16 protein-coding genes are annotated in these 20,219 nt (G+C 71.5%); 7 read left to right on the forward strand and 9 right to left on the reverse strand.

Annotated elements, in window-relative coordinates; translation table 11 throughout:
* Positions 1-112: 112 nt before the first annotated feature.
* Positions 113-1,732, reverse strand: a complete 1,620-nt coding sequence (locus Q0C41_RS21090; protein ID WP_291987171.1) for a serine/threonine-protein kinase — start codon at positions 1,730-1,732, stop codon at positions 113-115.
* Positions 1,733-1,891: 159 nt separating this feature from the next.
* Between Q0C41_RS21090 and Q0C41_RS21095 the strand changes: the two genes are divergently transcribed.
* Entirely contained in the window at positions 1,892-2,656 is a 765-nt protein-coding gene (locus tag Q0C41_RS21095) for a PIG-L deacetylase family protein (RefSeq protein WP_291987173.1), read from the forward strand.
* Here Q0C41_RS21095 and Q0C41_RS21100 read toward each other — a convergent pair.
* The 6 genes from Q0C41_RS21100 to Q0C41_RS21125 form a co-directional block, all read right to left on the reverse strand.
* Complete coding sequence (locus Q0C41_RS21100; RefSeq protein WP_291987175.1) at positions 2,604-3,269, reverse strand: sigma-70 family RNA polymerase sigma factor; 666 nt, start codon at positions 3,267-3,269, stop codon at positions 2,604-2,606. The two genes, Q0C41_RS21095 and Q0C41_RS21100, sit on opposite strands and share 53 nt — an antisense overlap.
* 64 nt (positions 3,270-3,333) lie before the next feature.
* Complete coding sequence (locus tag Q0C41_RS21105; protein ID WP_291987177.1) at positions 3,334-4,686, reverse strand: S8 family serine peptidase; 1,353 nt, start codon at positions 4,684-4,686, stop codon at positions 3,334-3,336.
* A complete protein-coding gene (locus Q0C41_RS21110) occupies positions 4,683-5,315 on the reverse strand; it encodes a hypothetical protein (protein ID WP_291987179.1) in 633 nt (210 codons plus the stop codon). The genes Q0C41_RS21105 and Q0C41_RS21110 overlap by 4 nt, the downstream gene beginning before the upstream one ends.
* Before the next feature lie 82 nt (positions 5,316-5,397).
* The gene (locus Q0C41_RS21115) at positions 5,398-8,265 is read right to left on the reverse strand and encodes a CHAT domain-containing protein (protein ID WP_291987181.1); all 2,868 of its coding nucleotides are present in this window, start codon (positions 8,263-8,265) and stop codon (positions 5,398-5,400) included.
* Positions 8,244-10,763, reverse strand: coding sequence for an ABC transporter substrate-binding protein (locus Q0C41_RS21120; RefSeq protein ID WP_291987182.1), 2,520 nt, complete (start codon positions 10,761-10,763; stop codon positions 8,244-8,246). The genes Q0C41_RS21115 and Q0C41_RS21120 overlap by 22 nt, the downstream gene beginning before the upstream one ends.
* Entirely contained in the window at positions 10,760-11,719 is a 960-nt protein-coding gene (locus tag Q0C41_RS21125; protein WP_291987184.1) for an ABC transporter permease, read from the reverse strand. Before Q0C41_RS21125 ends, Q0C41_RS21120 begins: the two co-directional genes overlap by 4 nt.
* A 137-nt stretch (positions 11,720-11,856) precedes the next feature.
* Here Q0C41_RS21125 and Q0C41_RS21130 point away from each other — a divergent pair, with 137 nt between their 5' ends.
* The 5 genes from Q0C41_RS21130 (at position 11,857) to Q0C41_RS21150 (ending at position 16,905) form a co-directional block, all read left to right on the forward strand.
* Positions 11,857-12,957, forward strand: a complete 1,101-nt coding sequence (locus tag Q0C41_RS21130; RefSeq protein WP_291987186.1) for a hypothetical protein — start codon at positions 11,857-11,859, stop codon at positions 12,955-12,957.
* A 106-nt stretch (positions 12,958-13,063) separates the two neighbouring features.
* On the forward strand, positions 13,064-14,539 hold the full coding sequence (locus Q0C41_RS21135) for an amidase family protein (protein WP_291987188.1): 1,476 nt from the start codon (positions 13,064-13,066) through the stop codon (positions 14,537-14,539).
* Positions 14,540-14,587: 48 nt separating this feature from the next.
* Positions 14,588-15,004: a hypothetical protein gene (locus Q0C41_RS21140; protein ID WP_291987191.1), complete on the forward strand. Its 417-nt coding sequence runs from the start codon at positions 14,588-14,590 to the stop codon at positions 15,002-15,004.
* Positions 15,005-15,178: 174 nt separating this feature from the next.
* The gene (locus Q0C41_RS21145) at positions 15,179-15,373 is read left to right on the forward strand and encodes a hypothetical protein (RefSeq protein ID WP_291987193.1); all 195 of its coding nucleotides are present in this window, start codon (positions 15,179-15,181) and stop codon (positions 15,371-15,373) included.
* A complete protein-coding gene (locus tag Q0C41_RS21150) occupies positions 15,370-16,905 on the forward strand; it encodes a radical SAM protein (protein WP_291987195.1) in 1,536 nt (511 codons plus the stop codon). The genes Q0C41_RS21145 and Q0C41_RS21150 overlap by 4 nt, the downstream gene beginning before the upstream one ends.
* Before the next feature lie 8 nt (positions 16,906-16,913).
* Here Q0C41_RS21150 and Q0C41_RS21155 read toward each other — a convergent pair whose 3' ends face one another.
* Both Q0C41_RS21155 and Q0C41_RS21160 read right to left on the reverse strand, forming a co-directional pair.
* Entirely contained in the window at positions 16,914-17,822 is a 909-nt protein-coding gene (locus Q0C41_RS21155; protein ID WP_291987197.1) for an amidohydrolase, read from the reverse strand.
* Positions 17,823-17,849: 27 nt separating this feature from the next.
* Positions 17,850-18,674, reverse strand: coding sequence for a polysaccharide deacetylase family protein (locus tag Q0C41_RS21160; protein WP_291987199.1), 825 nt, complete (start codon positions 18,672-18,674; stop codon positions 17,850-17,852).
* A gap of 140 nt (positions 18,675-18,814) precedes the next feature.
* On the opposite strand from Q0C41_RS21160, the gene Q0C41_RS21165 reads away from it, so the two are divergent.
* Positions 18,815-20,219 (forward strand): PVC-type heme-binding CxxCH protein (locus tag Q0C41_RS21165; protein ID WP_291987220.1); only part of this gene is annotated, 1,405 nt, incomplete at its 3' end.

A 20,219-nucleotide genomic window follows, 5' to 3' on the forward strand; every position in this document is an offset into this window, starting at 1 on the left:
TCCTCGCATTACGATGGAGCTTCATCCGGGGCCTCCTCTGAGCTGAACGGTTGTCTCGCAACACCATTCTTCCCAGTGCGCTCCGGATGAACAACGTGTTTAGCAGATACAGCTAGCGCCTGGGCAGCACGGTCCGGACGGCGGTCGTGTCCGCGGCCAGCCGCTTCCGCGACGGGTCGATGGGGTGATGCAGGTTCCACCAGTCGCGCGCGAGTCCCCGATCCCACGGGAGGTCGACGGCCAGCGCCTCGAGACGACGGGCCAGCACTTCTGCCGTCGGTGGGCGATCGGCCGGGCCCTTGGCCAGACATTCGAGCATGAGGGCGTCGAACGACGCCGGCACCGGCAGTTCGGTCCGACGCGACGGCGGCTCGGGCTCGGCCTGCGAATGCGCCACGGCCATGGCCATGGCAGACGATCGCGGAAACACCAGCGCCCCGGTCACCAGCCAGTAGCCGACACAGCCGAGCGCATAGATGTCGGCCCGGCCGTCGATCTGCCGCTGCCCGAGCGCCTGTTCGGGCGACATGAAGGCCGGCGTGCCGCCGACGCGGTCGGCGTTGGTCGGGGCCGCGTCGCTGCCGGGCAGCACGATCTCCGGCTTCACGAGACCGAAGTCCAGCACCTTCACGAAGTCGACGTCGCGCCCGTAGCGACAGAGAAAGATGTTCGCCGGCGTGATGTCGCGATGCACGAGACCGGTCGCGTGGGCTTCGGCCAGGGAATGGCAGGCCTGCATCAGCACGTGCAGCGTCCGTTCCACCGACAGCGGACCGAAGCGCTCGACGAGCGTCTTGAGGTCGAAGCCGTCGAGCAACTCCATCACGTAGTAGAACGCGCCCTCGTCAGTGACGCCGTAGTCGAACAGGTTGATGGTGTGCGGCGATTTGAGCAGCGCGGTCGTCTGCGCCTCGCGTTCGAAGCGAAGTCGCAGCGCCGACTGCTTCGCGACCCCTGCCGCCTCGAACACCTCCGGGCGAATCAGCTTGACGGCGGCCGGCCGTGCCAGCAGCCGATGCCGAGCCCGCCACACCTCGCCCATGCCTCCCACACCCAGTCGCTCCTCGAGCTGATAGCTCCCGAGGTCGAGCGCGCGCTTGAGGTCGACGCCGAGGGTGTAAATCAGCCGCGTGCCGACGGCCGCGATGACGACCACGATCAGGTACGGCAGCACGACGTGCAGGAAGTACTCGACCGGCGACACCCGCGGCAGATAGCCCAGCGCCGTCGCGATGCCGGCGACGATGGGGACGACGCTGGCAGAGGTGAGCGCCGCGGCCAGGGCGAGCGCCGGACGACTCGGCACCGTGAAGGTGAACGACAGCATCCACACCGCCACCCACGACAACCCCATGAGCGGCGACATGGCCGTCGTCCCGGACGGCGGCTGCAGATACTCGGCGCAGGCGATGCCGATGCTGCCGACCACCTGGTACACCAGGCCGAGGCGGACCACCGCCTCGCTCGAGAGCTGCGGACGGCTGGCCAGGAAGGCCACGAGGACGCCCGAGCCGATCGAGAGCAGCGACGGCAGCCAGCGCGACCAGTGCCCGAGGAACGCCGCCCGTTCGGCGGGCATCAGGAGGACAGGCAGCGTGCCGGCGAAGAAGAACACGCAGGCGTACAGCACTGCCATCGCGCGCAGCCGGCGCGCCGCCTGCGCCATCAGCGCCGGTGGCAGCGTCGTCACGAGCCCGCTCGTCGGCGTCCGGGGGGACGGCGTCTGCGTCATGCGGGGTCAGTATGGATCATCGGGAATCGGGAACCGGGAACCGGGAACCGGGAATCGGGAACCGGGAATCGGGAGTCGGGAGTCGGGAGCGCACACCGGGCACCGGGCACCGGGCATCTTGTACGGGGGACGCGAGTCGCGCAGCACGGATGAGGCATCATGGGCGGCATGTTGCACCGGGCCCTGATGCTCGCGCCGCTCGTCGTGGCGCTGTCGGTGACTCCGCACGGGCCGCAGACGCGTGCCGACGATGCTGGACCGATCGTGGTGCTGGCCCCGCATCCGGACGACGAGTCGCTCGGCTGTGGTGGCGTCATCGCGACGCGGGCGGCCGAGGGGCGGCGCGTCGTGGTGATCGTCGTCACCGACGGGCGGGCGTTGCTGCGCCGCTTCGGCATCGACCGCGACCCGTCGGAGCTGGAGGTCTCGGCCATGCGCAAGGAGGAGACACGCCGATCGGTCCGCATCCTGACCCGGGGCCGCGGCGAGGTCGTCTTTCTCGACTACCCGAACGAGGGCCTCGTGGCGCAGCAAGGAGACGCGACGCGTCGCATCACCGCGATGCTGACCGACCTGCGCCCCGCCGAGCTGTATGTGACGAGCCCGTTCGAGGGACATCCCGAGCACGTGGCCACCAACGCCATCGCGAAAGAGGCGTGTGCCGCGTCGGGCGCGTGCCGGTCGGTGTTCGAGTTCATCATCACGCTCAAGCGCGGCACCGACCTGACGAGCGTGCCGCGTCGCCAGATCAGCGTGGACGTCTCCGCGCAGGCCGATCTCGAACGCGAGGCCCTCGCGCAGTTCCGCAGCCACCTCGACGTGATCTCGCCGAGGCTACCCACGCCGTTCGAAGTGACCTACGACCGCTATCTCACTCCGCGCGAGCCGTTCCTCGTGGAGCCGACGAGCGCCCCGGTCCCGTAGGGCCGGCAGGGGCCTCGAAGCCGAGCGCCCGCATCGCCCGATGGAGCCGGTGCAGGCAGCGGCTGCGCAGGAAGCTGACGGAGTTGCGCGCCACACCGAGTGCGCGCGCCACCTCGTCGTAGGGCCGCTTCTCGTCGCCGGCGAAGAGCAACTGCAACAGCTGCCGGCACCGCTCCGACACCTGCGTCATCGCATCGCGCACCAGTTGCTGCTGCTGGACGTCGGCCAGGACCCGCTCGGGCGAAGGCTCGCGGGCCACGGTGTCGGCGCCGAGAGTCACCGGGTCGGTGAGTTCCTCGCGACCGAGCGTGCGGCGCGCGTGCAGGCACTTGTGGGTGGCGACGCGCACCAGCCAGCCGCGCAGCGCCGCCGGCTCGCGCACCGACGCGAGTTGTTCGATCAGATCGACGCAGACGGCCTGGAAGATGTCCTCGGCCTCGGGCATCGAGAAGCGGTACCTGAGCGGCACGGCAAGAATCATCCGGGCGTACTTGTCGATGATCGCCACCCACGCCGCCTCGGACCCGCACAGGCAGGCCTCCACGAGCGCGTGATCATCCCACTGCGGCGTCGGCGTGCCCAACTCCGCCACCAGTCCCGCGACGGTGCTCACCGACGGCTCCCCGCCGACCGCGGCCCACGCGTGTGCCTCACGGCGACGCGTGCAGACGTGACGCTCACGGCACGAACCCCGCAGCGTCGCCCACCGCGCGCATCACGTCGAGGCGACCAGCGCCCATACCCGCATCGACCACCGGCGCGGCCTGCGCGAAGGCGCGCCGCACTTCGTCCCAGTTGATGCCCGACTTGACCTCGAGCATCAGCGCAAGGGCCCCCGAGGCGAGCGGGGCGCTGAACGAGGTCCCCCAGGCCAGGGCGTACTGACCGGCCGGGTAGGCCACCACCAGCGCTTCACCCGGGGCCGACAGCGTGACGAGCGCGGCGCCGAAGTTGCTGAACGCACTGCGGCGGTCGTTGGGGCGCACCGACGCGACGCCGAGCGCCTCCGGAAACGCTGCCGGATAGCGCAGCGTGTTGCGGCCGTCGTTGCCCACCGACGCCACGCAGAACATCTGCTTCTCGTGGAGGTAGGACACGGCATCCCCCAGCGCCTTCGACGGCGTCGGCAGTCCGAGACTCAGATTGACCACGTTGGCGCCGGCCTGCTGCGCGTGATACAGCGCCCGCACGACGTTCCACAGGCGCCCGCGCCCGTCGGCGCCGAAGGCCTTCAGTGGCATGATCTGCGCGCCCGGGGCCACCAACCGCACCACGCTGGCCACCATCGTTCCGTGGCCGAACGTCTCGGGCAACACGCCGGATGCCAGCGCCGACGCCTGCGCCGCCTCCACCAGGACCTGGGTGGACGGATTGAGTCGCACCACGGACGTGTTGTCGAGGATGACGACGTTGTCGGGGTTGAGGATGGGGTGGGCGGCGTCGATGTCGGCCAGCTCGGACACCTCGGGCAGATCGCGCGTGAAGTCGAAGCCCCCGACGAGTGCGCCGGCCAGCGCCGGATGCGTCGGATCCACCCCGGCGTCGATGACGGCGACGATGCCCGCGCCGGACCCGTAGGCGGCATGCGCCTCCGCCACGCGCACCTTCGTGGTCGCGCGCTGGCGGGCGTAGCTCGCCCACACGCGACTGCCATGGAACGCCACGAGACGCGTGTTGCCGAGAGCTCGCTCGGCATCGACGGTCGTGGCATGCAGCGGACGCGCGAGACCCGCTTCCGGCAGCTGGACGATGGCGTCCAGTTCCATGAAGACCTTGTCCGCTTCATCGTCGAGCTCGGGGTCGGCCAGGACGCGGGCGATCACGGTGGCCGGCGCCACGCCGTTCGGGCCGCGCACGAGGAAGACGTCCCGCTCGGGCACGCGGTCCATGACCACGAGGCCGTTGCGAGCCGCGATGCCAGGCACCTCCGACTCGGGGGCCGTGAGGATGAAGCTGTCGCTGGCCGGGGTGGGCGCAGCCAGAGCGAGGCTGATGCTCAGCGCTGCCGCGATGCGTTGCCACACAGTCATGCCCGTTCTCCCTTTCGCGCGACCTCGACCGTCGCCAGCGGCACTTCGATCTGGAGGCCTTCGCCTCTCAACGGCATCAGGAGGCGCAGCGCGGGGCTCCAGGGACACTCGATGACGAACTCGCCGAACTCGTTGGTGGTGGTCAGGGCCGAGGTCACCTCGCCGATGGCCTGGACGGGCACGCCCGTCGGGACGCGGCCCCCGGTCTGGGCGCTGAGTCGCCCGACCACCGTGACGCGGCCGTCCGAGGCTCCCAGCTCCCATTGCACGTGCAACTGGAAGCGGTCGGCCTCGAAGACCATGTGCCGCATCCCTGTCCCGGCCGTTCGGACGCCGGCCGGCGCCGGCTGGGTCCGGGAGTCGAACCGCAGCTGCGCGATGAGCGTGGCGAGGGCGCCCGGGGCCGGCCCCGGCAGGCGGCCCGCCAGGGCATACACCCGGGCGAGCACCGCCGGGGTGATGGGATGGGAGGCGTCCCAGGCGATGGTCTCGGCCACCTGGGACACAGCCGCGAGGCGGCCGTCGCAGTCGGCGCACCCCGCCAGATGTGTCGCCATGGCCGTCCGCGTCGGCTCGTCCACCAGCCCCCGCACGTAGTTCGTCCAGTCCTCGAGCGCGTAGTGCATCACTGCCGGGATCCTCCAGCCGGGCGGCGCGGAGTCGCGCGTCCGTCATGCAAGGGCCACGAGCGGCCGGTTCGATACACCTCGGTCATGTCGAGGCTGCGGGCGCCGCCTGCCCGACGAGCACGAAGGGCGCCCAGAAGTACGGATGGGGGTACCGGGCGCGGGTGGCCGCCGTCGCCTGCTGCGCCGCGTCGGCCGGGGCTCGCCCGGCGGCGTACTGCTCGTAGAACGCCTCCATGTAGATCGTGGTGCTCTCATCGTCCACATCCCAGAGACTGAGGTGGACGCACGCCGCTCCGGCGTGCAGGAGCCCGCGCGACAGGCCGAGCAGTTCGTCGCCGCCGGCCACGAAGCTGACGCCGGTCGAGCAGCCGCTCAGGGTGACGAGGTCCGCGGACAGGCGGAGGTCGTACAAGTCGAGCACGTCGAGGCGAGTGCGGGCGAGGCGGATGGCCGAGAACATCGGGTGCTCGTCGCGGTAGAGCCCGTGTGTGGCCACGTGGATCACCCGACTGGTGGCACCGACCGTCCGCAGGACCGTCGCGGTGGCCCGGGCGCCGAGGCGCAGCGTGGCGCCGCCGAGACGCGCCGCAACGGCCCTCGCCTCGGCGGCGATACGTGGGGCCTTGCGATCGGCCACGCCGAGGACGAGGGCGCCGGTCCCCCTGGGCACCGCCCGCGTGCGGCCGAGCGCGAAGACGCTTCCGCTCGGCGTCAACGTGATCGGATGTGCGTCGCCGAGCATGCCGTCGTCACCGGGCAGCGCATGGAACGGGACCCGATGCAGCGGCCCGTAGGCGGCGATGACGAGCGGTCTCCCCCGGCGGAGCCGTGACGCGAGCGGATCGATCACGAGCGCGCGCAACCGGCGCAGGTGCGCCTGCGTCGAGGCCTCGACCTGCCGCGCCTGCCCGGACGCGCGCCAGGGTCCGGGCAAGCCGACCAGATTGAACAGCGCGAGCCGCACCTGCTGTCGCACCACGTCCATCGGGCCCAGGGGAACGACCGTGGCCCGCCGGCGATCGATGACCCACGCGTGCAGGTCGCCGCGCACGTCCACGTACTCGATCAGGGTGGCCTCACCGAGGCTGGCCTGCACCTCGGCGAGGCGCGCGACGCCCCCGCCGTGGAGATCGGCCGCGCCCGGGTGGCGACGACGCTGCTCGAACAGCGCCCGTGTGAGGCGCTCCTCGGCGGCAGCGGCGCGAGCCCGCCACTGCGTCAGCCGCCGGGGTGTGGGCGCCTCGGCGCCCTGCTCGAGGCGGTCGATCTCGCGATAGCAGGCGTTGAGCTCCGCGCGCATGGCGCGCAGGCCCGACGGACGGTCGGCGCCGAGACGGGCCTCGCGGTCGAGGGCGCCACGGGCCAGCAGATCGGCGAGCGCCCTGGACTTGGCCTGCTGCACGAAGGCGAACCCCCGCGCGACAGCGCGGCGGGGCGACGCCGCCTGCAGCGCGACGCGCACCATGGACTCGTACACCACGGCCTTGTCGTCGAGGAACGCGATCTTGAGTTCTTCGTCGCGCAGGTGGCTGCGCAGCCCTTCGAGCAGGCGGTGGCTGCGCGCGTAGGCGCGGGCCGCGGCCGCGGCGTGACCGTCCGCGTGCTCGAGTTCCCCCAGCAGGAAGGCCGCCTGATAGGCGACCGCCGGCGCCCGGTAGCGTCGCAGGTACGCCCGGGCGTCGGCCAGATGGCCGCGGGCACCCGTGGCGTCACCCGCACCGACCGCCGCACGCGCCAGCACCAGGGAGGCGAGCGCCACCTTGGCCCCGAGGCTCGACGCCTGGAGCGGCCCTCGTGCGTCGGTCGCGCGGGCCGCGGCGTCCTCGAGCGCACCCGCGCGGGCGAGCACGAGGGCGCGATACAGGTCGGTGAGTGCGACGCGCGCCTGATTGCCCTCCTCGGCGAAGGCGTGCCGCGCCTCTTCGAACAGCGCGAGGGCAGGTGTCGTCTCGCCGCGCCGCGCCGCACACACCGCGAGTTGCGTACGCGCCTTGGCAGCGTCCTGACGCATGTCGCCGGCTAGGCAGCGCTCGAGCGCGTCGGTGGCCAGCGGCACGGCCTGGCGATCGGCATTGAGCTCGACGAGGAGCTCGGCCTCGTCGAGCAGCAGCCAGGTGACGAGGTAGTCCTGGCCTGCCGCCGCGGCGCGGGATCGGACGCTGCCGTACAGGGCGAGCGCGCGCGCGTACTCGCCGCGCTGGGCGTGGAGGTAGGCGAGGTTGCCTTCGACCTCGAGCAGCAGCAGGTGGAGGCCGTGCCGGACGCACCACGCCCGCGTCCGCGCGAACATGCGCAGCGCGCGGCCAAAGTCGTGGACCGCCGTCAGGCGGACGGCGGTGTTGAGCTGCGTGATCGCCAGATCCTCCACCGCGCCGATGCGCTCGAACGCGCGCAGCGCGCGGCGCCCCATCCGCAAGGCGTCGTCGATCCGATCGCGGCGGAACAGCAGGGTGGCGACGTTGGCGTCGAGGCGAGCCATCCGCAGGAGGTCGCCATGGGCCGCGAAGATGGCGCGGGCCTGCTCGGCCCACGCCAGCGCGGTCGCGTGCCGTCCCGTGCGCGACGCGGCGTTGAACGCCGACATGCGGACGCGCGCGAGCTCGAGGTCGAGGCCGAGGTGCGTGAACGCGCGTGCGGCCTGCGCATAGTGGCGCAGCGCCTCGTCGTGCCGCCCTCGCTGCAGGGCGACGTGCCCGAGCGCGCGCGCCGCCGCCCCGAGGGCGCGGCCGCCGACATCGCCGGCAATCCAGGACAACGCCTCGGCCATGCGCTCGGCGCGATCGAGATCGACGCGCAGCAGACGGACCACGTCCTCGGCGATGAGGTCGGCGACCGCCTCGGTGTGCGGGAGGGCGCGCGCGCGGTCCCGCCGCGCGCCCAGGGCGCCGTCGACAAGGCGCGCCACGCCTCGCCGCAGTTGGTCGTCGGTCAGGGGGTACGCGTCGCCCACGCGAGTGCGTCGATGTTCCAGAGGGAATCGCGGCTGGTGACGCCCGGAGCGAACCCGCGCAGGCCACGGCGCACGGCCACGAGGTGATTGGGACTGACGAGCGGCACGATGGGCAGGTGCTCGGCGACGAGCGCCTGCACGCGGGCGTACTGCGCCTGGCGGCGAGGACGATGCAGTTCGGTGGCCTGCTGCCGCATCAGTGCATCGATCTCGGTCTCCCACGGCGCGAGTGGCGTCGCGGCGCCCAGGCGAAACAGGTGCGTCGGCCCGTCGCGCTGCCAGACGTTCTGCTCGGCGTTGGGATCACCGTCGCCGCCGCCGAGCGCCATGATCGCGGCATCGAAGGCGCGCGTCTTCGTCACGCGGTCCACGAGGGCCCGGAACTCGAGGGCGGCCACCTGCACGTCGATGCCAAGGGCGGCCAGGTCGGCCTGCAGCATGGTGGCGAGGCGCTGGCGCTGCGTGTTGCTGGTACTGGCCAGCACGGTGAACGCGACCCGCGCGCCCTGCGCGTCCAGCAGGCGTCCCTCGTCGTCCCACCGATAGCCGGCGCCCTTCAGGCGCGCCCGGGCGGCCTCGGTGGAGACGACCGGCGCGGGCAGGCCGGCGTGCCACACCACGTTGCCCGGCGACACGTGCGTGCCGATCGGTGTGGCTCGCCCGTCGTACACCAGGCGCGCCATCGACGCCCGGTCGATGGCCTGCGACACGGCCTGACGGAAGGCCACGTCCTGGAACCAGCGGGCGCGGCGCGTCTCCGCTGGCTGCGCCCCCCGTGGATCGTCGAGATTGAGCAGCAGGAACGTGTACTCGAGGGAGGCCCCGAGGTCGCGCAGATCCAGCGACGCGGCCTGGGACGCGCGCGCAATCACGCCATGGCTGCGGGTGTCGAGCGCGCTGAGCACATCCAGATCGCCAGCCAGCAGCCGCGCCACCTGGGCATCGGGGTCGGCGATGACCTCCGCCGTCACGCCGGCGAGCCTCGGCAGACGGACGCCCGAGTCATCACGCTTCCAGTACGAGGGATTGGGGATGAAGCGGAGGCGCTGGCCGGGTTCGTGAGACTGCAGCCGGAACGGCCCGAGGCCGACGATCGCGGCGGGCGCCTCGGTCAGCGTCCACACGGACGCCAGCCGCTGCTCGCGCCAGGTCACCTCGAGGCGATGCCGCGGCAGCATGGGCACACCGGCGAGCAGGCGCGCGGGCTCGGGATGCGATGCGCCGAACGTCAGGCGCACACGGTGGTCGTCCAGCGCGGTCACCGTCATCGGCTGACCACCCACGCGTAGCGCCTGCACCTGCGACGATCCCACCTGCGGATCCTGGAACACCCCCAGGCTGAACACGACATCGTCGGCGCCGAACGGCTCGCCGTCGGGAAACGTGATGCCCTGGCGCAGCGTGATGGTGTACCGGCCAGCCGCATCGGGCCCGTCGAGACGCTCGGCCAGGTCGGGGACGGCCTCATGGGTCTGCGCGTCGATGCGGAACAGCTCCGCGTGCAGCAGGGCGTTGAGGCTGGCGGAGACGGCGTCGAGCGCGGTGACCGGATTGAAGGTCCGCGGCTCGGCCCGCAGGGCGATGCGCAACTCGCGCGCCGGCGCCTCGGACGACGGGCGTGGTGCCCCGCACCCCACCGTGCTGGCGAGCGCAAGCGCGATCGCCGCGATCCGGTGGCCGGTCCCACGCCCCCACGCCCGGTGGACGGGCAGACGCATCATCGGTCCGTTATAGCTGATCACCAGCAGCACGAGGACGACCACCGGGGCGAGGCGCCAGGGCTGCGTCTCGAGCACGTGGAGCGAGCGCAGTTCGCCGATCAGCGTCCCGAGGCTCGCGGCCGGCTCGCTCATGCCGAGGCCGAGGAACGAGAGCGACACCTCCGCGAGGACGAAACTCGGGAAGAGGATCGCCGCCTGACTGGCGACGACCGGCCAGGTGGCCGGCAGCACGTGCCGCGTCAGGAGTCGCAGGCCGGTGGCCCCGAGGGCCCGCGCCGCCAGCACGTATTCCTCGCGCGTGGTCTGTCGCACGACGGCGCGCACCAGCAGCGCGGCGCCGCCCCAGCCGGTGATGCCGACGAGGACCGACACCAGCAGGAACGCCTGCGCCGCCGGCAGGCCCAGCGGCAGGGCCGCCCGGACGGCCAGCAGCAGGAAGATCCACGGCACGGCGAGTGAGCCATCGATGACGAGTGAGAGCCACCCGTCCAGCCATGCGCCGACGTACCCGCCGAGACCGCCCACGACGACGGCGATCAGCAGGGTGATGGAGGTCGCCACCACGGCAGCCGCGAGTGACAGGCGCGCCCCGTGCAGCACACGCGCCAGCACATCACGCCCGAGGTCGTCCGTGCCGAACGGGAACGCCGCGCTCGGCGCCTCGGTGGCGTGCTCGCGGTACTGACGATCGGGCGGATGGCGGCTGACCCACCCGGCCGCCACGATCGGCACGTGAGCCAGCAGCACCACCAGCCAGATCACGAGGCGACGGCTCACGTGCGCAGTCTCGGGTCGGCCAGGTACTGCACGGCATCGCTCGTCGCGTTCGCGATCACGACGAGCACGGCGGACGCGCACACGGCGCCGAGCACGACCGGGGTGTCGCGGGCGAGCACGGCCTCCACCATCAGCGGCCCGAGCCCCGGCCACGTGAACACGACTTCGACGATCAGCGAGGCTCCGAGGAGCGACGCGATGGAGAGGCCCGCCATGGGCGCGATGGCGGGAAGCGCCACCGGGAGGATGTGCCGCGCGTGACGACGCGATGCGCCGACACCACGCGCCGCCGCCGCGCGCACGAAGGGGGCGTCGGCCACTGCGGCGACCGAGGCGTACAGGTGCCGGATCAGGGCGGGCAGCATCAACGCGGTCAGGCCGGCGACGGGCAGCAGCGCGTGACGCGCCACGTCAGCCCACGCGGGGCCGGCGTCGGCGTGTCCCCCACCCATGCCTCCCACCGGCAGCCATCCGCTGAACAGGGCCAGGCGCACCAGCACCAGCGCCACCACGACATCGGGCAGGGACTGCGCGACGGCGAGCAGCAGGCCCACCCAGGCCGGTGGTGGAGAGACCGGTGGACGTGCAAGGACGCGCACGACCAGGAGGGCCACCGCCCACGCGAGCAGCGTCGCCGGCACCGTGAGCAGCAGCGTGCAGGCCACGCGAGGGCCGAGCACGCGAGCCACGGGCACGCCCGAGGCGAGCGAGCGCCCGAGATCCCCGCGCACGGCCCCGCGCAGCCACTGACGCGTCGCCTCGGCCGGATCGGCGGCCACGCGCATCCGCTCGGCGGCGGCGAGCGTGTCGCGCCCCACGCCGGGGTCGAGCCGCAGGTCATCGCCGAATCGCCCCGGCGCAGCCCGCATCAGGAGGAGGGACAGGACGACGACGAGGCCGACCGACATCGCGGCGACCGCCAGGCGACGAGCCAGGCGCAGGGCCAGGGCGAGCATGCGCGGCCAGCGTACTCGCCCCCCGCACAGGCCCACAAGCCGGGGGTGTATCTGCGGGCCTCCTCGTGGCCCTTCCCATCACGGCGCCTGCATTGGGGGCGTCGATTGACGACCTTCCGCATTCAAGGAGACGGCACGTGACACGCAGAAAAACCACCCGCATCGCCGCGACAATGCTCTTCACCCTCGGCTTGGCCGCCAGCGCGTCGGCGCAAACCTGGACGCCCGCCCAGTTCAAGGCCGCCTGCGAGGCTCCCGGCCACACCGTGACGGTGTTCGGCACGCTGAAGATCACCTCGCCGACGCTGCCGCCGCCCGTCGTGGTCGTGCGGTCGGCCTGCACCGTGGTCTTCACGCCCGACGCGCAGTTCGAAGCCGACAACGTCAACCTGCGGTTCACCGGCACGATGGCGTTCCAGGCCAGCGCCAAGGCCGGCGTCGTGTTCAAGAAGGCGATCTGGTCGGCACCGCGGCTGGTCGCATCCCTGACGGGCGACGAGGGCAAGTTCATCGTCGACGAGTCGCGCCTCGCCACGACGGCGGGCGACCTGTCGATCGCGCTTGGTGACATCTCCGAGCTCTCCGTCACGGGTCCTCTCGGCAGCACGGGTCTGGCGCTCAACGCGGCCGGCGCCCTCACCGTCTCGGCTGGCGAGAAACTCACCGCCACCTTCGAGACGACGCGCGTGCGGGCCGGCACGGGCATGACGTTCTCGCTGGCTGGCCCCGAGGCCGTGCTCAAGGCCAACCTCTCCACCTTCACGGCCGCGGCGGGCCAGTTCAGCCTCAGCTCACCGGGCGCCAAGGCCGAGGTCGATCTCGCCAGCAGCCAGGTGGTCGCGCCGGGCGGCATCGCGATCGTCCTCCCCGGCCAGGAGAGCAAGGCGACGATGGCCTCGACGCGCCTGACGGCGCTCGGCGGCAGCGTCACGCTGCAGGCCGGCTCGAACGGGAGCAGCTTCGGCGTGCTCAGCCTCGACACGCTGACGGTCCGGGCCGGCGGCGCGTACACGATGGATGCCTCGCTCGGCGCCAACAAGGGCGAGTCGGTGCTCAACAACTCGACCATCCGCGCCGGTGCCGCCATCCTGATCCGCTCCGATCGCGAGGGGCTCACCAACGTGCTCAACAACGCGCTGGTCTCGCCCACCGAGATTCGCGCCTTCACGGGCGCGTCCGGCGCCTGCATCGAAGAAGGCAACACGGCCACGGCCCCGGTCGTCGCCATCTGCCAGTAGGCGCGCCGCGTTCCTCCCGACGCGGTGGGCTGCACGGGACGGGAGCCGGGTCGGGCTCCCGTCCCGGCTGGCGGGGCCACCCTCAGGGCGCTATGCTGACGCGCACATGGGCGCCCCGAGACCCTTCGACCCGGCGTTCGGCTCAGCCGTCGACGCCGCCGCGGCCATCCGCGGCGGCGTCATCTCGTCGGTCGAGCTGACGCAGTACACCTTCGCGCGCATCGACGCCCATCAACCCGCGCTGAACGCGTACGTCTATCAGATGCGCGAGGAGGCGCTCGAGGCCGCCCAGGCGGCCGACGCGGCGCTGGCACGCGGCGAGGCGGTCGGCGACCTCCACGGCGTGCCCATCAACGTGAAGGAGAGCTTCGGCGTACAGGGGCGCCCCTGCACGTGGGGCCTCCCCGCCTTCGCGCACACGCACGCCCCCGCGCACGCGGCGGCGGTGCAGCGCCTGCTCGATGCCGGCGCGATCCTGCTCGGCGCGACCAACGTGCCGACGACACTGATGGACGGGCAGGCGTTCAACGACATCTACGGCACGACCAACAGCCCCTGGGACCTGGGGCGCACGCCGGGCGGATCCTCCGGGGGCACGGCGGCCTCGCTGGCCGCCGGCCTGGCGTTCCTCAGCATCGGATCGGACATCGGCGGCAGCATCCGCTCACCCGCGTCGCTGTCGGGCATCTACGGACACAAGCCCACGCTCGACGTCGTGCCGCTGACCGGACACCAGCCGGGCGGAGGCGCCCCGCCGCCCGGGCTCGCGACCCTGCTGGCCGTGGCCGGACCGATGGGCCGCTTCGCCGAGGACATGGCGCTCGGGCTGCGGGTGCTCGGCGGGCTGGAGGGGGCCGACGCCAGGGCCCTGCGCTGGAGCCTACCGGCGCCACGCCACACCGAGCTGCGCGAGTTCCGGATCGGCGTCGTGCTCGAGGACCCTGCCGTCCCGGTCTCGTCGGAGACGACGGCCGTCCTCGCGGACGCGGTGCGTGCCTGCGAGCGCGCCGGCGCCACCGTCACGCACGGCTGGCCCGCCGGCATCCGCTTCGAGGCGCTGATCGACACCTACCTGTTCCATCTCGGCGCCTTCGACTACAGCATGACGCCGGAGGAGGCGCGGCCGGCCATGCGGGCGATGCTGCCGGGCCGTCCGCCGGCGATCGGGGCGGGCGCCCTCAGCACCTTCGCCGACTGGCAGGCGCGAAACCTCGAGCGGCTCGCCTGCCGCGCGCTGTGGGAGCGGTACTTCGCCGATGTCGACGTCTTCCTGCTGCCGACGACGCCGACGACGGCGTTTGCGCACGACCGCTCGCATGCCGACGTCCGGACCATCCCGTTTCCGGAAGGCGGATCGCACCCGTTCTGGGATTTCCTCAGCTACATCGCGCCCGCCACGCTGACCGGGTGCCCGGCCACGACGGCGCCGGTCGGGCTCTCGAAGAGCGGACTCCCCGTCGGGCTCCAGATCATGGCGCCCTATCACGAGGACGCCACGTCCATCGCGTTCGCCCAGGCCCTGGCGCGCGAGATTGGCGGGTTTCGGCCACCGCCGGGCTACGACGGCCCGGCGCGCGCGTGACGCGTCGGTCAGACGCGGCGCGCCCACCACGTCACCAGGGACATGCCCATGACTGATGCCCTCGCGCCACGCCCGAAGATGCACGGACTGATTGCCGGCGCCGCCGTCGCCTGGAACCTGATGGGCCTGCTGATGTTCGTGCTGCAGGTCTCGATCGGGCCGGAGCAACTGGCCGCCATGGCGCCCGCCGACCGTGCGGTCTACGAGGCGACGCCGGGCTGGCTCACCGCGGCCTTCGGCCTCGCGGTCGGCGCGGGCCTGGCCGGGTCGGTCGGACTGCTGGGGCGGCGGCGATGGGCCCCGACGGCCTTTGCCCTGTCGCTGGTGGCGCTGCTGGTCCAGTTCATCGGCGCGTATGGGGCGACACCGGCGTGGGAGGCCTACGGCTTCGCGGGCACGCTGCTGCCGGCGATGCTCGTCGCCATCACCGTGCTGCTGCTGCGATACGCCCGGCGCGTCTCGTAGCGGCGCCGTCGCGACACCTGCCGCGTGGCATGCCTGTGCTACGCTCCCCTATCGTCACGAGCCAGCCTTCGTCGCCGCCGTCCGTTGCGGTCGCGCTGTGAGCCTGGGACTCCCGTTTCCGTCAGCACGATCTCGGTGGACACGGCCGTTCACCGATTCGGAAGGCCGGGCACCATGGTCAAGCGACCCGATGACATCGGGGCATTTCAGTTCGTCGTCCTGTCGCAGTTGCGTGCGACGCAGTTGCAGGCGGGATGCACACCACGGCTCGCCGGTATCCACACGAAAGCCGTCATGGCCCAGATGGAAGTGGCCGACGGTCAGGTGAAGCGCCTGTATTCCGAGGAAGGGGACGCCCTCGTTCCATGAAGGTCCATCTCGTCAATCCCAGCCACGTCGCCTTCGGTATCGGCGTCATCACTCCGCGATGGATGTATGTGCTGGCGTCGGCCACACCCGACACCTACGGCCCGCCGGTCTTGTGCGACGAGACGCTCGAGCCGATCGACGTCTCGACCATCGCTGCCGGTGACATCGTCGGCATCAGCATCCATACAGGCAATGCGCTGCGCGGCTACGAAGTCGGGGCCGCGGCACGCGCCGCCGGCGCCACGGTGGTCTTTGGTGGCATCCACGCGACGCTGTATCCGGATGAGGCGCGTGACCTCGGCCATGCCCATGCGGTCGTGGTCGGGGATGGCGACGCCGTGTGGTCGACCGTGCTGGCCGACGCCACGTCAGGCGCGTTGAAGCCGCTCTACGACGGCGGGCGGATCGAAGGCAGCGACTTCAAGCCGGGGCGCTGGGACCTCATGCCCAAGGGCAAGTACATGTGGGCCTCGGTGCAGACCATCCGCGGCTGCCCGAAGCACTGCTCGTTCTGCTCGGTGTGGCGCACCGACGGCCAGAAGCCACGCAACCGCGGCGTCGACGTCGTGGTCCAGGAAATCCTCGGCCTGCGCCGCCAGGGCTTCCGCTTCATCGCGTTGGCCGACGACAACTTCTACCCCGTGACGCTCGAGGACCTGCGCATGGCGGCACGCCGCGACAACCCGGCACGCCTCGAGGAGTTGCAGGCCATCCGCGCCGAGCGGTTCGAGTTGATGGAGGAACTGGCGCGCCTGCCCAGCGACACCGTGTTCTTCACGCAGATCACGATGGAAGCGGCCGACGACCCGGAGTTCCTCGACGCCATGCGCCGCGCCAACATCAAGGGCGCGCTGGTCGGGGTGGAGTCGGTGACGCCCGAAGGCCTGAAGGACGTCTACAAGGGCTTCAACGTCGCCGGCGAAGAGCTGGTGACGCGCCTGCAGCAGTTCCGCAAGCACGGCGTCCACGTGCTCGGGTCGTTCATCTTCGGTCTGCCCAGCGACAAGCCCGAGACCTTCGACGCGTGCCTGTCGGTGGCGGAACGCTCCGACGTCACGTTCGCGCAGTTCGTGATGCTGACCCCGTTCCCGGGCACGCTCGACTTCGCCGCGTGGGAGAAGGCACAGGGTGAGTCGCCCGAGGCCGTCAACGGCATCCCGGTGACGCGTCACTGGCTGATCCCGCAGGCGGTGCGCCCCAAGGTGTACGTCGAGCACCCGGTGATGAGTGCGCAGGAGATCCGCGAGCGCACGCAGGGCGTGTGGGACCGCTTCTATTCCACCAAGAGCATCTGGAAGCGCGCCAGAATCCTCAAGTCGCTCAAGGCGCGGCTGATGTTCCTGCTGATCTCGAAGCTCTACCGGCAGATGTACGCCAACACCGGCATCGCCACCGACAGCGCCCGCGTCAGCCGATCGGTGCGCTGGGCGAGAGTGATGGCCATCCCGTTGCAGAAGCTGTTTGCCGGCACGCCAATTCCCGACCTGCAGCTGAAGCCCGTGGCGGAGCGCAGCAAGGCCGAAGCGGCATAGAGCGGGGCTCAGGGCTCAGGATCGGAATGACCACACGAACGGGGTGACTCTTCGCGAGAAGGGCGCCCCGTTCCTGCGTTCAGCGCTCCCTGCAGCACGTACACCCGCGCCGCGGTCCCTCCGAGCATCGCCTCGGCCGCCTCCCGGCCCAGGCGCTCCACATACGTCACCACGACCTCCATCGTCCTCGCGTAGTCGGCGGCCAGCGTGCAGACGGGCCAGTCCGATCCGATCATCAGACGGTCAGGCCCGAAGGCCTCGAGGGCGACGTCGAGGTACGGCCACAGCTGCTCGGGCCGCCAGGCGTCCCAGCGCGCTTCGGTGACCATCCCCGACAGCTTGCAGGTCACGTTGGCGCACGCCGCCAGCCGGCGCAGGTCGCTGGCCCAGGGCTCGATCACGCCGTCGCGGATCAGGGGCTTGGCGATGTGATCGAGCACGAACGGCTGGTCGGGATACTCCTCGGCCAGCCGGACCGCTCGTGACAGGTGCCTCGGGAACAGCAGCAGGTCGTACGTCAAGCCGTACGCGCGAAGCCACCCGATGCCGCGCCGCACGTCACTGCGCAGGAGGAAGTCGTCGTCAGGCTCGTCGTGCACGACATGGCGCACGCCCACGAGCTTCGGGTGGTCAGCGAGCACCTCGAGTGTCTCGCCGAGATCGGGGTCGCGCAGGTCGACCCACCCGACGACGCCCTTGATCCACGGGGCGCTGTCGGCGAGGTCCAGGAGGAACGCGGTCTCGTCCAGCCGCTGCCGTGCCTGCACGGCCACCGTCCCGTCGACGCCGGCGGCCCGCAACTGCGGCGCGAGATCCCGAGGCAGGTAGTCCTGCCGCAACACCCCCATCGCCTCACTCATCCACGCGTGGTCGACCGGGTCGTAGTGCCAGAAGTGCTGGTGGGCATCGATGCGCACGGGGCGCAGGGTACCACCGGAGTCGCCTTACCGGGCCTGGCGTCTGGCCACGAGATCCGCGGCCTCGGCGACGGTGGACAGCCAGATGCCGTTGGCCGGATCCTTCGCGTAGGTCAGCAGTGCGTCGAGCATTGCGATGCGGGTGGTCTGGCGACCGCCGACGCCGATGTCGTGACCGGCGAGCACCAGCCAGGCGCCGCGCGTGCGGGCCTCGTCGAGCAGCGGCTGCACCTGGGCGAAGTCCTTGCCGTCCATCTCCACACCCATCGTCTGCGCCAGATCGACGTACGACGGGTCGTTGGCCGCCTCGTCGAGCCAGCCGCGCCCCGCCACGAACAGCTCCGCGATGATCGGCACATAGCTCTGCGTGCCACGCCCCCGCCCGACGTAGGTCTGTCCGCACGGGTAGGCGAACGTGCGAGGGGTGACGCCGAGCAGGTCGACGATCCGCCGGTTGGCCGTCACCAGTTCGTCGCGCATCCGCTCCAGCGAGTGCTCCTCGAGAGCCTTCTGCCGCGAGAACAGGAAGTTGCCGCTGCACGAATGGGTCAGCGAGTGGCTGCCAATCTCGTGGCCGGCGGCGGCGGCCTGCTTCCAGCCGGCGAGGCGCCGCTCCACGGCCGAGGGCACGACGTAGAACGTCGCGCGGGCGCCATGCCGTGCGAACACGGGCAGGCCCTCGGTCACCTGACTCTCGCGCCCATCGTCGAAGCTGAGGCTGAGCGCCATCCTGGCGCCGCCCGGCCACGCCATCGTGGCGGCGACGGGCGCCTGGGCCACGGCATTCGGGCCCGTCAGGAGGGCGATGGTGGCGGCAACGGCACACGCGAGGATGGTGATGGGGATGCGCATCGGGAGGCTCCGGCGCCCATGGTCGCACGGACCACACGCCGGCCGTGACCGTCCGCGAGCGGCGCGAGGTAGACTGTCGCAAACGCAGTCGCTCCGGACCGCAGGCGCGTCCGGGGCCCTCCAACGCAAGGGTGTCGCAGGTGCTGACTCGATCGATCGTCCTGGGTGGAGCCGTCACGGCTGCCGTCCTCGCTGGCGGCAGCGCTCTCATCGGCCAGGCGGGCCCCACCGCGCCCCCCTACACCCCGAAGCAATCGATGGCGATGATCCGGCTCGAGCCCGGCTTCCGGCTGGAGTTGGTGGCCAACGAGCCGGACGTGCAGAGTCCGGTGGCGATGGACATCGACGAACTCGGCCGCATGTGGGTGGTCGAGATGCCGGGGTATCCGCTGGACGTCAGCCCGACCGGCCGCGTCAAGCTGCTCGAGGACAAGGACGGCGATGGCCGCTTCGAGTCGTCGACGCTGTTTGCCGAGAACCTCCGCCTGCCGAGCGGCATCATGCGCTACGGCAAGGGCGTGCTGGTGACCAGCCCGCCCGACCTGGTCTACTTCGAGGACGTCAACGGCGACGGCAGGGCCGATACGCGCGAGGTCGTGCTCACCGGGTTCGCGAAGACGAACCCGCAGCATGCCGTCAACCACCCGGTGTTCGGCCTCGACAACTGGATCTACCTGGCGCACTCGGGCGGATCCGAGCCGGTCATCTATCGCGACCTGTTCGGCGACAAGGGCACCGATCTCACCTTCGCGGCGATGCCTGGCGGCAAGCCCCTCGACGCCCGGGGCCGCGGCGTCCGCCTCAAGCCCGACGTCCACCGCATCGAGGCGCTGTCGAGCCGCACGCAGTACGGCAATGCCTTCGACGTCTACGGCCACTACTTCGCGCACAACAACTCGATCCACCAGCGGCACGAGGTGATCGCGGCACGCTATCTCGAACGCAATCCCCACCTGCTGCTGCCGAGCGCGATGGCCGAAATCTCCGACCACGGCAACAACAACATCATGCCGATCACGCACGGCGCGCGTTTCGATCTGCTGACCGAGGCCGGGCAGTTCACGTCGGCGTGCGCCCTGACCGTTTATGCCGGCGGCGCCTTCCCGGCCGGCTACGAAGGCACCACCTTCATCGCCGAGCCCGTGCACAACCTGGTGCACCGCGACGTGCTGACGCCGAAGGGCTCGACGTTCGTCGCCAGCCGCGCCCGCAGCGACATGGAGTTCCTGGCGTCGCAGGACAGCTGGTTCCGCCCGGTCAACTTCTACGTCGGCCCCGAGGGGGCCCTGTACGTGATCGACTACTACCGTCCGTACATCGAGCACCCGGAGTGGGCGTCGAGCGACCTGCAGAAGACGCCGGAAGTGCTCTCGACCGGCAAGGACCGCGGCCGGATCTACCGCGTCGTCGCCACGACCGGCCCCGCCGCCACTCGTGTCGTGCAGCGCCCGGCGCTCGGGTCGGCGACCGACGCCCAGCTGGTGGCCGCACTCGGCAGCGACAACGTGTGGTGGCGGCGCACGGCGCAGCGCCTGCTCGTGCACG

It is taken from the genome of Luteitalea sp., from assembly GCF_022842525.1.
Lineage (GTDB): Bacteria > Acidobacteriota > Vicinamibacteria > Vicinamibacterales > Vicinamibacteraceae > Luteitalea.